Annotated in this window: 13 protein-coding genes; 2 read left to right on the forward strand and 11 right to left on the reverse strand. The window is 29.1% G+C overall.

Features of this window, described 5'->3' with window-relative positions; translation table 11 throughout:
• Positions 1-7: 7 nt before the first annotated feature.
• Positions 8-1,105 (reverse strand): ribosome biogenesis GTPase YqeH, encoded by a 1,098-nt coding sequence (yqeH, locus tag NQ543_RS05980; RefSeq protein ID WP_004609766.1) that lies wholly within the window; start codon positions 1,103-1,105, stop codon positions 8-10.
• A 133-nt stretch (positions 1,106-1,238) separates the two neighbouring features.
• Between yqeH and sigK the strand changes: the two genes are divergently transcribed.
• Entirely contained in the window at positions 1,239-1,925 is a 687-nt protein-coding gene (gene sigK, locus NQ543_RS05985) for an RNA polymerase sporulation sigma factor SigK (protein ID WP_004609765.1), read from the forward strand.
• Positions 1,926-1,937: 12 nt separating this feature from the next.
• On the opposite strand, the gene parC is transcribed toward sigK, so the two are convergent.
• Both parC and parE read right to left on the reverse strand, forming a co-directional pair.
• A complete protein-coding gene (parC, locus tag NQ543_RS05990) occupies positions 1,938-4,487 on the reverse strand; it encodes a DNA topoisomerase IV subunit A (RefSeq protein ID WP_004609764.1) in 2,550 nt (849 codons plus the stop codon).
• Positions 4,488-4,499: 12 nt separating this feature from the next.
• Positions 4,500-6,428, reverse strand: a complete 1,929-nt coding sequence (parE, locus tag NQ543_RS05995) for a DNA topoisomerase IV subunit B (RefSeq protein ID WP_004609763.1) — start codon at positions 6,426-6,428, stop codon at positions 4,500-4,502.
• A gap of 157 nt (positions 6,429-6,585) precedes the next feature.
• Between parE and plsY the strand changes: the two genes are divergently transcribed.
• Entirely contained in the window at positions 6,586-7,194 is a 609-nt protein-coding gene (gene plsY / locus NQ543_RS06000; protein ID WP_117604651.1) for a glycerol-3-phosphate 1-O-acyltransferase PlsY, read from the forward strand.
• A gap of 198 nt (positions 7,195-7,392) precedes the next feature.
• On the opposite strand, the gene NQ543_RS06005 is transcribed toward plsY, so the two are convergent.
• The 8 genes from NQ543_RS06005 to ltrA form a co-directional block, all read right to left on the reverse strand.
• Positions 7,393-8,013, reverse strand: coding sequence for a histidine phosphatase family protein (locus NQ543_RS06005; protein ID WP_004609761.1), 621 nt, complete (start codon positions 8,011-8,013; stop codon positions 7,393-7,395).
• Positions 8,014-8,036: 23 nt separating this feature from the next.
• A complete protein-coding gene (locus NQ543_RS06010) occupies positions 8,037-8,240 on the reverse strand; it encodes a YneF family protein (RefSeq protein ID WP_004609760.1) in 204 nt (67 codons plus the stop codon).
• Between the two features lie 3 nt (positions 8,241-8,243).
• Positions 8,244-8,624, reverse strand: a complete 381-nt coding sequence (locus tag NQ543_RS06015) for a sporulation inhibitor of replication protein SirA (RefSeq protein ID WP_039904135.1) — start codon at positions 8,622-8,624, stop codon at positions 8,244-8,246.
• Positions 8,625-8,735: 111 nt separating this feature from the next.
• Complete coding sequence (tkt, locus tag NQ543_RS06020; protein ID WP_004609758.1) at positions 8,736-10,712, reverse strand: transketolase; 1,977 nt, start codon at positions 10,710-10,712, stop codon at positions 8,736-8,738.
• Between the two features lie 87 nt (positions 10,713-10,799).
• Positions 10,800-11,030: a DUF896 domain-containing protein gene (locus NQ543_RS06025; protein WP_004609757.1), complete on the reverse strand. Its 231-nt coding sequence runs from the start codon at positions 11,028-11,030 to the stop codon at positions 10,800-10,802.
• Positions 11,031-11,259: 229 nt separating this feature from the next.
• Positions 11,260-12,540: an EF-P 5-aminopentanol modification-associated protein YfmH gene (gene yfmH / locus NQ543_RS06030; RefSeq protein WP_004609756.1), complete on the reverse strand. Its 1,281-nt coding sequence runs from the start codon at positions 12,538-12,540 to the stop codon at positions 11,260-11,262.
• A complete protein-coding gene (yfmF, locus tag NQ543_RS06035; RefSeq protein ID WP_004609755.1) occupies positions 12,540-13,802 on the reverse strand; it encodes an EF-P 5-aminopentanol modification-associated protein YfmF in 1,263 nt (420 codons plus the stop codon). The genes yfmH and yfmF overlap by 1 nt, the downstream gene beginning before the upstream one ends.
• Before the next feature lie 160 nt (positions 13,803-13,962).
• On the reverse strand, positions 13,963-15,381 hold the full coding sequence (ltrA, locus tag NQ543_RS06040) for a group II intron reverse transcriptase/maturase (RefSeq protein ID WP_004608658.1): 1,419 nt from the start codon (positions 15,379-15,381) through the stop codon (positions 13,963-13,965).
• Positions 15,382-15,548 lie beyond the last annotated feature (167 nt).

A 15,548-nucleotide genomic window follows, 5' to 3' on the forward strand; every position in this document is an offset into this window, starting at 1 on the left:
ATCCTTTCTATATTAATGCTTCTCTTATAAATACTCCAACGCCTTTAGGAACATGTATTTTCACCTTTGCATTAGCACAATTCACGCTAACAAAACCTAAACCTGAAATTACCAGATCAACTTTATAATTAGGTAATTTAAAATCATAAGCTACCATATCTTTAATATCTTTAATTTCCTCAATTTCTGGTTTTAAAGTTAAATGACGATTATACAACCCATCACTATTTTCTAATTTAGTACGATGAATCTTTAACGACTTAGGAAAATAACATGTAAAAGAACTATGATTTCCTTTAATAAAATCAAATCGAGCTAAACCACCAAAATATAAGCTTTGATTTGAATCTAATTGATAATTAATTGGTTTTAATTCATTTTTAGGAATAATTGTTTTTAAATCTTCATCTTTAACAAGATGTGCCATTTGATGAGGATTAATAATTCCTGGCGAATCATATAAATAGCTATGATCATCTAAAGCAATTTCTATTAAATCGAGAGTTGTTCCTGGGAATTCACTAGTAGTAATCAAGTTATTATCACCTGTTCCATAATGCTTTAATAAAGCATTAATCAATGAAGACTTCCCTACATTTGTAACTCCTACAATATAAACATCACGTCCATGGCGATATTCGTTTATTTTATTAATCAATAAGTCTAAATTATAATTTTTTACACCACTAGATAAAATTACATCAACCGGTTTAATTCCTGTTTCTTTTAATTGACGGCGCAACCAGTGAATAATTTTTATGTCTTTTAATGACTTAGGTAAAATATCTCTTTTATTCCCTACTACCAAGATATCATTATTATTTAAATGACGTGGCAACCCATTAATCAAGCTACCATTATAATCAAATAAATCAATTAAATAAACAACTAAACAATCATGATTACCTATTTCTTGAAGAATATTCAAAAAATCATCACTTGTAAGATTTGTTTTTTGTAATTCATGATAATTTTTTAAACGGAAACATCGTTTACATAATACCTTATCATTATTTAATGCTTTTTTTGGCACAAAGCCAATTTCATTTTCATCTTCACTTTGAATTACTGCTCCACAGCCAAAACATCTAATTTCTTCGCTCATATACTCTCCTTTTCAAACTACACCTATTGTACCTTATTTCAAATAACTTTTAAAGTAAATAAAATCAACAAATAACAAATATTTTGTCCTAAAACAAAAGATTTTCAATATATATGTACTAGAGGTGAAAAACATGTTTTCAACATTATTGTCATTACTTACTAATGGCTTTTTTCTTTCCTATATCAAATCAAAATCTTTTGAAATACCATTGACTCCCAAAGAAGAAGCCAAATATCTTGAACGTTTTTTCAATGGTGATCAAGAAGCTAGAAATGTTTTAATTGAAAGAAACTTGCGCTTAGTTGCCCATATTGCTAAAAAATACGAAAATAACAAAGATTTACAAGAAGATCTTATTTCAATTGGAACAATTGGACTAATCAAAGCAGTAGATAGTTATAAACAAAATCACAAAACTAAATTAGCCACATATGCCTCTAGATGCATCGAAAATGAAATTTTAATGCATCTAAGAGCCAATAAAAAAACCAATTTAGATGTCTCATTAAACGAAACAATCGGTATTGATAAAGATGGCAGCGAAATCGTTTTAGGTGATACAATTGCCATAAAACAAGATGAATTTATCGATATCATCGACAAAAAAGACACTCTAAACAGACTAACCACTTATTTTAATATCCTTGATCCTCGAGAAAAAGAAACTTTAATCATGCATTATGGTCTAAATAACACCAAAAAATACAGTCAAAAAGAAATTGCTAAAAAACTTAATATTTCTCGATCTTATGTTTCTAGATTAGAAAAACGCGCTTTGATAAAATTATTAAAAAAACATATGGAAGAAAAACCGTAAATATTTACGGTTTTAAAATTCTCCATCACTTAAAATATCTTCTAAACTAATCTTTTCATATTTCAATGATTTATTCTTTTTTGTAATCAAACTTTGATCATCACTTACTTTTTTAACATTTAATGTTGTTTTTAAAGTAGTGTAATCATTTGTTGAAATACATTTATCAATATAAATATCATCAATATATTGATCTTTATTAAGTTTAACTAATGAACTAAATTTTTGTTCTAATGACATGTTATGATAATCATTGACTTTAAATTCAACTACTGTTTGATTATTTAAAGTTATCATTATTTGCTGATTATTATCAACGATTAAGGCTTTTTTTACATATGTTGTTTTAGTTTTAAGATTCTTAAACAACATTACTCCTTTTGTAGCACGATTACATGGTTTAATATCACTGATTTTAATTCTTTTTATTCCACCACTATCACTAATCAATACTAAAGAATGATCAACCATAGGATCAAATGTATCTAAACTTACTAGCTCATCATCTTTTAAATTAATTGCTTTAATTCCTAAAGCTTTTATCCCAACTATCGAAACTTCTTGTTCACTATATAAAGCACCATAACCTTTTTTTGTTGTTAAAATAATTCCTTGATCATTATTAGTTAATTTAACATCAACAACTTTATCACCATTTTTTAATCCAATACATTTTAATGGTTTAGAATATCGTGTCACTTCAAAATCTTTTAATAAAGTACGTTTAATTTGACCATTTTTAGTAGCAATCATCACATATAATGGCAAATTAAAATCTTTAACTAGAATACTTGCAATAATTTTTTCACTAGAATCCATCTTAACTAAATAACTTACATGTTTACCAGGATCTTTCCATTTAAACTCTTCAATTTTATGAACCGGAATAAATAAATAATTACCAGCATCACTAAATAACAATAGATGATCTAATGTATTGGCCTTATACATTGATACTAAATAATCATTTTCTTTTTTACCAAATGGCGTTTTTTCACTTGCTTTGATCGAACGATTACTAATTCTTTTAATATAACCATCTCTAGTAATCGAAATATTGACATCTTCAGATAAAATCATCGCTTTTTCATCAATTTTAACTTCTTGGATCTTATCTCTAATCATTGATAAACGTGGCATTGGATATTTTTTCTTAATGTTTTTTAATTGATCAATGATTACTTTTCTTAATACTTCATCACTATCTAAAATAGTATTTAGATATTTGATTTTTTCATTCAATTCTTCATTTTCATTTTCTAATGTTTTAATATCGGTATTAGTTAAACGATATAATTGTAACATTACAATCGCTTCAGCTTGTTTTTCACTAAATTCGTATTTAGCCATTAAATTTTTTTTAGCATCACTTTTATCTTTAGATTCTCTAATTGTTTTAACAACATCATCTAAAATAGAAATAGCTTTGATTAATCCCTCAACAATATGTTTACGATCTTTAGCTTTATTTAAATCATAAATTGAACTACGAGTAACAACATCAATTTGATGATCAATATAACCATCTAAAATATCTAAAATACCCATTAATACTGGTCGCTTATCTTTAATTGCTACCATATTATAATTATAATTTTTTTGCAAATCAGTATTTTTATATAGATAATTTAAAGTATTTTGTACAGAAATATCTTTTTTTAAATCAATTACGATTCTAAGACCATTACGATCTGATTCATCACGAACTTCAATTATTCCTTCAAGATTACGATTGAAATGGATTTCATCAATTTTACGAACTAACTCAGCTTTATTAACTTCATAAGGAATTTCGCTAATTACGATTTTATTCATATTTTTTTCTTCAATAATTTCAGTTTTACTGCGAACAATTACTTTCCCTTTACCATGTTTAAAAGCATTTAAGATTCCTTCTTTACCCTCTACAATCGCTCCAGTAGGAAAATCAGGTCCTTTAATAAATTCCATAATTTTTTCAAGTGAACAATTTGAATGTTTAATTCGATAAATTGTTGCATCAATAACTTCTTCTAAATTATGCGGTGGTATATCTGTTGCATATCCGGCCGATATTCCCGTTGCGCCATTAACTAATAAATTTGGATACGCCGCCGGTAAAACAGTTGGTTCATATTCAGTATCATCAAAGTTTAAAGACATTAAAACCGTATCTTTATCTAAATCTTTCAACAATTCCACAGCAATTGGTGAAAGTCTTGCTTCAGTATAACGCATTGCTGCTGCAGGATCATTATCGATTGAACCATTATTACCTTGCATATCAATTAATGGAGCTCTCATTTTCCAATCTTGAGATAGACGAACCATTGCATCATAAACAGAGGTATCACCATGAGGATGATAATTACCAATTACATTTCCAATAGTTTTAGCCGATTTACGATATGGTTTAGTGGCTAGATTACCCTCTTTATACATTGAATACAAAATTCTTCGTTGAACTGGCTTTAACCCATCACGAACATCCGGTAAAGCACGATCTTGAATAATATATTTAGAATACTTACCAAAGCGATCACCCATGATCGTTTCAAGTGACATGACTATTTTTTTATCCATGCTTTATCCTCCTTAATCAATTGTAAAATTATCTTCTAGTGTAAATTGAACATTTTGTTCAATCCATTCACGGCGCGGTTCTACTTTATCACCCATCAATACCGAAACACGTCTTTCGACAAGAGCGGCATCATCAATTGATACTTGAATCAATGTTCTCGTTTCGGGATTCATTGTTGTTTCCCATAATTGACTAGCATTCATTTCCCCTAAACCTTTATAACGCTGTACAACATAACCTTTACCAATTTTCTTTTTTGCATCCTCTAGTTCATCATCTTGCCATGCATAAATAGCTTCTTCTTTTTTTCCGTTTTTCTTAGATATTTTATATAATGGCGGCAGAGCAATATATACTTTACCAGCTGTAATTAAGCCTTTCATATACCGATAGAAAAAAGTTAATAATAAAGTTTGAATATGTGCCCCATCAGTATCGGCATCGGTCATAATAATAACTTTATTATAGTTACTGTCTTTTTCATTAAAATCAGCACCAACACCTGCTCCAATTGTATTAATAATCGTTGCAATTTCTTCATTTTTCAATATATCACTCATCGCTGCTTTTTCCGTATTAATAACTTTTCCACGTAATGGCAAAATTGCTTGATACTTACGATCACGTCCCTGTTTAGCACTACCACCAGCCGAATCCCCTTCGACTAAATACAATTCTTTACGCTTTTTATCTTTGGATTGAGCCGGTGCTAATTTACCACTTAAAATTTTTTCTTGCCGTGTTCCTTTTCCCTTTCTAGCAGCTTCACGAGCTTTTCTAGCCGCATCACGAACTTGAGCTGCTTTAATCATTTTTTTAATTAAAACATCTGCAATTTGTTTATTTTCTTCTAAATAAAAAGATAGTTTTTCATAGACAATATTATCAACCACATTACGAGCCTCAGGAGTCCCTAATTTTGATTTTGTTTGTCCTTCAAACTGTAATAAATGTTCCGGCACTTTAATTGAAATAATTGCTGATAAACCTTCACGAACATCATTTCCTTCTAGATTCTTATCCTTTTCCTTCAACAAACCATATTTACGAGCATATTCATTAAATGTTCTAGTTAAAGCTGATCTAAAGCCAGTTTCATGACTTCCCCCATCACTAGTTCTTACTAAATTTACAAATGACAAAGTATTTTCTTGATATCCTGAAGTAAATTGCATTGCTAAATCCACTTCAATTTCATTATTGATACCTTCAATACTAATAATTGGATTTAATACATCTTTTTCATAATTTAAATATTCAACAAATGCAATCAATCCATTATCATATTGATAAACAACTTCTTTATCACTACGTTCATCTTTTAAATCAATTCTGATTCCTTTTAATAAAAAGGCACTTTCCATCAATCTTTCACTAATTGTTGAAAAATTATATTCTGTCGTTGAAAAAATACTTGCATCAGGCAAAAAATGAATTGTCGTTCCCGTTTTATTAGTTTTACCAACAACTTTTAATTTTCCAATTTTACTACCACCATTTTCAAATCTTTGTTGCCAAATTTTTCCATCACGATAAACTGTTACTTCTAACCAGGTAGACAAAGCATTAACAACAGAGGCTCCAACACCATGTAAACCACCTGATGTTTTATAACCGCCATCTTCATTAAATTTACCACCAGCATGTAAAACAGTTAAAATGACTTCTGTCGCTGGTCTACCCGATGCATGCATTCCCGTTGGCATCCCACGACCATGATCACTAACTATAATACTATTATCTTTACAAATCGTTACCTGAATGTTATCACCAAATCCACTTAATGCTTCATCAATTGCATTGTCGACAATTTCCCAAACAAGGTGATGCAAACCACGGCTATCAGTTGAACCGATATACATTCCAGGTCTTTTTCTAACTGCTTCTAATCCTTCTAATATTTGAATATTCGATTCATCATAACTATTTTTAGCTGCCATTTAATCAATTGCCTCCTTTAATCACTTTTGACATTATAACTAAATTACATCATTTTTTCAAAGGTTATTGTGTTTTTAAATTGATTAATTTATTAATCTAATTTAAGTTTTATAAAAATATTGCTTTTTTAAACGATTATTATATAATAAATGTCAGGTGATGTATATGATTTCAATATTATTAATAATTTTGGCATATCTTTATGGTTCAATTCCATTTGCTTTAGTAATTGGTAAACTATTTTATAAAACTGATGTGCGTAATTTTGGTTCTGGAAATTTAGGTGGAACGAATACTGGAAGAGTTTTAGGAAAAAAAGCTGGTGTAGCAGTAATTATTTTAGATGCATCAAAAGCACTAATTATTATGCTTTTAACTAAGTATTTATGCTCAATCTTATCTTTACATGCAGATTTACCATATATATGTGCTTTATTTTGTGTAATCGGACATTGTTATCCTATTTTTGCAAACTTTAAAGGTGGTAAAGCTGTATCAACTGCAATTGGTTATTTTTTAGCAGTAAATCCAATTGGTGCTATTTTAGCCTTGGTAGTATTCTTTATTGTCTTAAAGATAAGCAAGTATGTATCTTTATCTTCAGTATTAGCTTCATCATCAGTTTTAGTTTCAATTCCTTTTTTAGATATATCACTAATCGGTAAACTAACAACTGCTATCATTATTCTTTTATTAGTTTATCGTCATCGTGAAAACCTAAAAAGAGTAAAAAATAAAACTGAAAGCAAAATAAGCTGGATGTAAAAAATCTTGTTAGTAGTATCAACTTATTAAGTTGATACTTTTTTATTATATTTAAACATTAGATTTTTAATACAATTAAAATAGTTTAACACTAGTTAAAAATATAAATCAGAAAAACTAATTTAATAAAAAATGTCAAATTAAAAAACAATTAAATTTCTTAACTTGACACCATAAACTAAACATATTTTTAACCTTTTATTTATAACTGATTACCTCTTCATCATCTAAATGACTAGCATCACCAATATATTTAATTGTAAAGTTTTTACCATCAAAATCCACTTCACTTAACGAACACCCTCTTACAATATGTTGATTGATCTTCACTAGATCTTTTGTTTGATAATTAAGCATTAAACCATGTAAGATTACAAAAAGCATGCCATGAATCGTAATGAAAATTGTTTTATCATAATATTTTTGATATACATCATTTATAAATGACTTTAATCTTGTTTGAACTTCAAAATACGATTCTCCACCTGTTAATCTAACATTATCATCAGGATTATTCCATAAATTAAAGTATTCTTCATTATTTAAAAGTTCTTCAATTTTCTTCCCTTCATAAATTCCAAAATTCATTTCTTTTAAACGCACGTCTTCATTAAACTGATCAAATAAAATTTGGCTCGTACTTTTGGCTCTCCCAATTGGGCTAGAATAACAACAATCAATTTTCAAATCTTTAATTCTGTCTTTTAATAACAAAGCATCTTTAATGCCAGTTTCACTAAGGGGTGAATCTTGCCATCCTTGAAGTCTTTTTTCTTGATTCCACAATGTTTTAGAATGTCTAGTAATATATATCTTCATAAAATAAAATAAGGGCTAATCCCTTATTTATATTGCGCCATAATAGACGCCATAATTCTTTTAATTTGGGTTTCACTTGGTTTGCGACCCATTTCCATATACATTGCACGAATCATTTTTTCATTAATTGGTGGGTTTTTTCGTAATTGTTTTTTAAACATATATCGCGCCACAAAAAATCCAATAATTATCCCAATAATTACACCAATGATTACATTTAAAACCATTTTTTATACCTCCAAACTTCTAACTTGCTCATCCATTATAACATAACTTTTAGAAATTTGATACAATATATCTAAGAATATATTGGATTTTTTAGATGCTTCTATAATAACATAGTAATCAAACACCTGACATTTCATTGTTTCTTTAGTAAGTTCATTTTTAATAATATGGATATTTTTATTACGAAGATAATCTTTCCTTTGTTTTAATTTATATTCAATAAAATCACTAACTCCATCATTATTTTCAAAAAGACATTCTAATTGTTTAGTAAAATAAACATTTTTTGGTTGCAATGTAATAATTTTTTCTTTTATCTCTGGATATTGTTCTAATAAATCTTTTACATTTTGATTTAATTTATATATTTTATATGTATTCATTTCTATCACCACTTTAATTTTAACAAGTTTATTTAATAGAAATTGTCAAAAAAAGAAGAAAATATAAAAAGTATCAAAATCTTTAAATTAAGACTTTGATACTTTTTGCTCTTATAAAATATCTTTTATATTTTTAATTACATTTTCAACAGTAAAACCATAATTTTCAATTACTACATTAGCTGGAGCACTTGTTCCAAATTTATTAACTGACATTGTTTTACCATCTAAGCCAACATATTTATACCAACCAAAATCACTAGCCATTTCAATTGATAAACGTGCTCTCACATTATGTGGAAGAACTGTTTCTTTGTAATCATCATCTTGTTTTTCAAATAATTCCATTGATGGCATTGAAACTACACGCACATCAATTCCTTGTTCAAATAAAGCTTTTTTAGCTTCCATTGCTAAATTTACTTCACTACCTGTCGCAATAATAATTGCATCAATATGATCAACTTCATGCCCTACTATATAAGCTCCTTTACTTACACTTTCAACTGAAGTGTTTTCAAGTGTTGTAACATTTTGTCTAGTTAAAATGATTGCAGTTGGATTTTTAGTTGATTCTATCGCTATTTTCCATGCAGCAGCAGTTTCAATTGCATCTGCTGGTCTTAAAACTTGAACATTTGGTAAGGAACGTAACATTGCTAATTGTTCGATTGGTTGATGAGTTGGTCCATCTTCACCTACTGCAATCGAATCGTGTGATAAAGGAATAATAATTGGTAATTCCATTAAACACGCCATTCTAAGTGCTGCTTTAAAATAATCTGAGAATACTAAGAAACCACCAGCTGATACTTTGATTCCTGTATGTAAAGTAATTCCATTCATCATTGCAACCATTGCAAATTCACGAATTCCAAAAACTAAATTACGTCCACCATAATTTTCAACACTGAAAGCTTCTTCAAAAGCAATCTCCGTTTTAGTTGAACAAGCTAAATCTGCAGTCCCTGACATAAATGTTGGATTTTGTTTAGCTGCTTCTTGAATCAACTCATATGATGTATTTCTAGTTGCATCACTAAATCCTGGTACATATTTTTTAGTAATTTCTTCAACATCTAAAGAATATTTACCATCAATTGCATCTTTTAATTCCTGAGCTAATTCAGGGTAATTTTTTTCATAATCTTTAAATAAACGATTCCATTTATTATAACGATTTTTACCACGTTTAATACATGTATTGGCAAAATCTTCATAAACTTCATCAGGCACATAAAACTCTTCATGATCAAAACCATAAGATAATTTCGCATTTTTTCCATCTTCTTTACCTAATGGATTCCCATGAACTTTATTTGTTCCTTGGTTACTTGAACCATATCCAATTATTGTATTAACAATAATCAAAGTTGGTTTATATAATTCTTTTTTACCCTTACGAATTGCTTTTTGAATAGCATTAATATCATTACCATCTGCAACATTAATAACTTGCCATCCAATTGCTTCATAACGCTTTTTAACATCTTCACTAAACGACATTGATAATGGTCCATCTAAAGTAACTTGGTTAGCATCATATAAAACAATCAATTTACCAAGAGAAAGGTGTCCCGCAAGTGATGCTGCTTCATAAGTAACACCCTCTTGCATATCTCCATCACCACATAACACAAATGTGTAATGATCAACAATGTTATAATCTTCTTTATTGTATTTAGTCGCTAAAAACTTTTCTGCTAAAGCCATTCCAGCTGCCATCGGAATCCCTTGCCCTAGAGGCCCCGAAGAAGCATCGACACCATCTGTAATATCACATTCAGGATGCCCTGGAGTATTTGAATTCCATTGTCTGAAGTTTTTCAAATCATCCATTGAAATCTGATATCCAGATAAATGTAACATTGTATATAATAGCGCTGATGCATGTCCAGAAGCTAAAACAAAACGATCTCGATTAAACCATTTTGATTGCTTATGATAAAAATTCATCTCTTTAGTAAATAAAGTATAAATAGCTGGTGCGGACCCTAAAACCATTCCTGGATGTCCCGAATTTGCTTTGTTAATAGTATCAATGCCTAATGCACGGATAGCTGCAATTGATAACGTTGATGTTTCCATTTATTCTAATCTCCTTTTTGCACATAAAAAACTTATCCTTATTATACACAAAAATGTCTAAATTTGAATAAGTTTATTTAAATTACTTTAATTTTTTAATTTCTCAGCTTTTATTTTTTGAGGAGTTACATCATTTCCATTAACATCTACTACCTTTATGCCCATTAATTGTTGCTTAAAACCACTTCTAAAAGCTTTTAAATACTCTTGACGTAATTTTTCTTGTTCTTTCAATTCCGCCTTAGTAATAGTACCATCTTTTTTCTTTTTTGCTAGCTCATTGATTCTTTCAATTAACTTTGGATCTATGCTACTCATTCATCATTCTCCTTAACATAAAAAAGGTAGAGAGCTTTAGATATTTCCCTGTTTTGTACAGGTGGGCACCTTTAAATATACTTTAGGATCCCTATTCAAAGATAGGTTTTCAACACCGCAATTTAGATCAGGTTCCCGTATCTATGATGTGGAAATTTTTATATACTCTCTAACCAACGTTATTATAACATAAGCAGACAATGTGTCAACTATTATTCAATATTGTATTTTACTTTTTCTTAACAATACATGTACTCGTATAATCTAAATCAAAATATTTAAACATTGAATAGATATCATCAAGACTAATTTTTGCAACTTCATCAATTAAATCAAAGGCAATCGTTCCTTCAAAATAATAACGACTAAATATATTGGCAATACTTTCTGGACTATTAAACATATTTATAAACAAGCCAATATTTTTCTTTTTAATTCTTTCAAAATCACTTTTTTCAATTTTAATGTCTTTAAAATTTTTAATTAAATCTATTAAATTATCTTTTAATGTTTCATAATCATCACAATCGCAACCAATTTGAATAAATGCATAATCACGTTCTTGTGTGAAATTTGCACTAAATGAATCATTGATTATTCCTCTATTTAACCAATCGTTATATAATTTTGAACTTTTAGAAAATAATAGATCAAATAATAAATTAATTGCTAATTCACGCTTAATTTTTAATTTTGGATCATCAAAAATTTCATTGATCTTAATAGAAACAATAATTTTATTCATCTCAACATCCATTGTTAAAACATTTTCTTTAACTTTAATGTTATTTGGCTCAAAGACTTTTTGACAAACAATCTTATTTGCTATTTTAAAATCCTTTTTAGCTTGATTACTACGAATAATTGAAATTGCTTTATTAGCATCAATATTCCCTACTATAAAAAGCATCATATTACTTGGATGATAAAATGTATTATAACAAGTTTCTAACATCTCTTTAGTAGTATTATTAACTGTTTCTACACTTCCTGCAATATCAATGGCAACTGGATGAAGATTGTATAAATTTTGAATCGATCCAAAATAAACTCGCCAATCTGGATCATCATCATACATTTTTATTTCTTGACCAATAATACCTTTTTCTTTTTCTACACTCTCAGGTGTAATTTCTAACTTTTGAACAAAATCTAATAACAATTCAATACATGGATATTCATTAGAAGTTGTGCTAAATAAATATGCAGTACGACTAGAAGATGTAAAAGCATTTGTACTAGCTCCTAGTTTAGCAAATTCATCAGATGCATCAGTGCCATTCATATCAAACATTTTATGTTCTAAAAAATGAGCAATTCCATCTTCTACTTTAATCATTTCATCTTGACCAAGTGGTACAAATGTTGTATCAATAGCACCAAAATTCGTTGAAAATAAACCATAAGTTTTTTCAAAACCTGGTTTAGGAAGTAAATAAACTTCTAACCCATTATCCATTTTTTCATGATACAGTGTTTCTTTTAACGTATTAAAATATAGCTTTTCCATTATTTATCACTCCCTGTAAGTAAGAAAATAGTATCTAAATGCACTTTTTTACTTGCTGCAATAATTTCTTCACGACTAACTTTTAAGATTTTTTCAAGATATTCATCATTTGTTTCTTGTTTATTTGTTAAATCTCGATTATATGCTAAAGCAATCAAACTCATTGGTTCATCTTTAGTTTTAGTAAGTGAATTTTTTAACATTAATTTCGCTAAATTAATTTCATCATCACTAAAATCACCATTTTGAATATTAGCAAGTTCTTTTAAAATTAATTCTTTAGCCTTTTGATAGTCACTACCTTCAATTCCGGCATTAACAGTCATAATCCCACTAAATGCCCCGTAACTAGATGAGATATAATAACATAAACTATGTTTTTCTCTAACTACTTTAAACAATCTAGATTGTGAAAACCCACCAAATATTGCATTAAACACGGTCATTGCATAAGTACCTTCATCTAAAAAATTACAATCAACGACAAATCCCATATTTAATTTTGCTTGAGTAATGTCTTGTTTTTCAATTACTTCTAATACTTCTTTTTTTGTTGATTTAAAATTTGTTACAACTTCATTAAACACATTACTTGACTCAAAACTTAAATTTTCTTTAAAAACATCAACGATACTTTCATCAACATCTCCAACCACATATAAATGTTTAGCATCATTTTTAATGCACTCTAATAAATATTGATATAATTCTTCATTAGTAATTTTATCAATTTCTTCAATATATCCATTATTACAAACTGATAAAAAGCTATCTTCACCCATATTTTTAAATAACTGGTTTAATCCATACATAAATTTATCATCATTTTGAACAATTAAGCGTTCCTTTAATTCTTTTTTCTTAATATTTAAAGTTTGCTCATCAAACTTACCATTGATTACATTAGGATTATAAAGAACATCATTAAACAGTTTAATTTGTTGTTTAAGTAAATCTTCTTGATATGGTAAAAACTCTTCATTAATACAAACACTAGAAATATTCAAAACTTGAACTAACCCTTTACTAGCCAAATTAGTTCCAAAACTCATTCCATATAAATCCTCTAAATGGCTTGATAAAGCTTGCGTTGAGGGATAATCTTTTGTCCCCCCAGTTAACATAAAAGAAAGTAATGATCGTTTAGTCACATTTTCTTTTATCAATTTATTTTCTAATTTTAATGACATAGTTATATTTTTAAATTTTTTTGTTGGAATTACATGTAATGTATATCCAGCTAATTGATAACTTTTTTTCATAAGACACTCCTTTTTCAATCTAATGTATATATTATACACCAAAAAAATAAAAATAGAATTAAAACTATAGCTCTAATTTAAAATTAATTGAATAGGGGCTAAGAATTAAAATCTTTCGCCCCTTTCACAACACCGTGCGTAGGGTTCCCTACACGGCGTTTCATAAGTTTATAGAGTTGTAATAATCTAGTGCACTTATAAATCCGTATATTTTTAATACTTCATTTGTAAGTGTCCTTTTTAGTATGAAGCTATTGGCGATGTGCCAGTAGCTTTTTCTTGTGTTTGCCCATTCCCATGCCTTACTTTTATTAATACCTAGTTTTTGTAAATTTCTATACCTTGTTCTTACTAACTTCCATCTTTTCCAATATATCATTCGTATTCTTCTTCTCATCCATGAGTCTATTTCCCTTAGATGTTTACTCATATTCGCTATCCTATAGTAATTCACCCAACCTGTAATGTATTCTTTTAACTCTTTAGCTAATTCCTTACTTGATATTGGTCGGTTCCTTTTGGTGATTTCCTTTATTCTCTTTTTCATCTTTTCTTTAGATTTCTTGTGAACAGTGATTCGTACATTACCACTCTTCTCTATATAAAATCCAAAGCCCAAGAATTTTATATCAGTAATATAGGCTACCTTTGTCTTCTCTTGGTTCACTTTTACAAATAATTTCTCTTCTAAATATCTTGTCACTGTTTCTTTGACTCTCATTGCACTTCTTTTACTTTTGAATAGTATGACACAGTCATCTGCGTACCTTACAAATCGATTTCCTCTTCTTTCCATTTCTTTATCAAATTCATTAAGATATATATTTGATAATAATGGGCTGAGTGGCCCACCTTGGGGTACTCCTTTTGTAGTTTCTTCAAACTTATGTTTTACTATGACTCCTGCATTGAGATATTTATGTATGAGTGATATAACTCTTCCGTCTTTAATAGTTTGTGACAATATCTGTATAAGTCTTGAATGGTTGACTGTATCAAAGTACTTCTCTAAATCTAGGTCTACTGTATATCGATATCCTTCATTGGCGTATTCGACTACTTTTCTTACTGCTTGATGGGCATTTCTTCTTGGTCGGAACCCATAACTATTGTCACTGAATTGGGGTTCAAATATTGGTGTCAGTACCTGTACTATCGCCTGTTGTATGACCCTATCCGTCACTGTTGGAATTCCTAACTCTCTTTTCTTTCCGTTATCTTTTGGTATTTCTACTCTTTTAACGGCTTGTGGACTATAATGTCCCTCCATGATAAGTTTCTTTAGATAAGACCAGTGTTGTGCGAAATGCGTACGAACTTCTGCGACTTGCATTTTATCTACACCACCACTTCCCTTATTACTCATAACCCTTTGGATTGCCTTTTCTATATTGGCATCCTCCATAATTGTTTCAAGTAACTTCTCATGTACTACAAATCTATTGGTGTTCTTCGTATGTGATATCTCTTGTTTTGATGTAGGATACACTTCTCCACTATTGTCGTATTCCGTACTATCTTCATAGAGTAAGCCTAATGATAGTTGACAGTATCCTATTTTATCTTGAGTATCTTTCATTTCCAGTTCACCTCCTTATGTTCGGTCCTTCGCTAGATAACCATTACAGTTATCATCATCACTACTATGACCTCGGCTGACTTCCTAGGACAAACGTTTCCACCATGATTACATTTTCATCATGTTCCTAGGACCTCCCACGGTAAGACATAACACTTTCATCCTAT

The organism is Thomasclavelia spiroformis DSM 1552 (assembly GCF_025149465.1).
In the GTDB taxonomy this organism is placed as follows: Bacteria; Bacillota_I; Bacilli_A; order Erysipelotrichales; family Coprobacillaceae; genus Thomasclavelia; species Thomasclavelia spiroformis.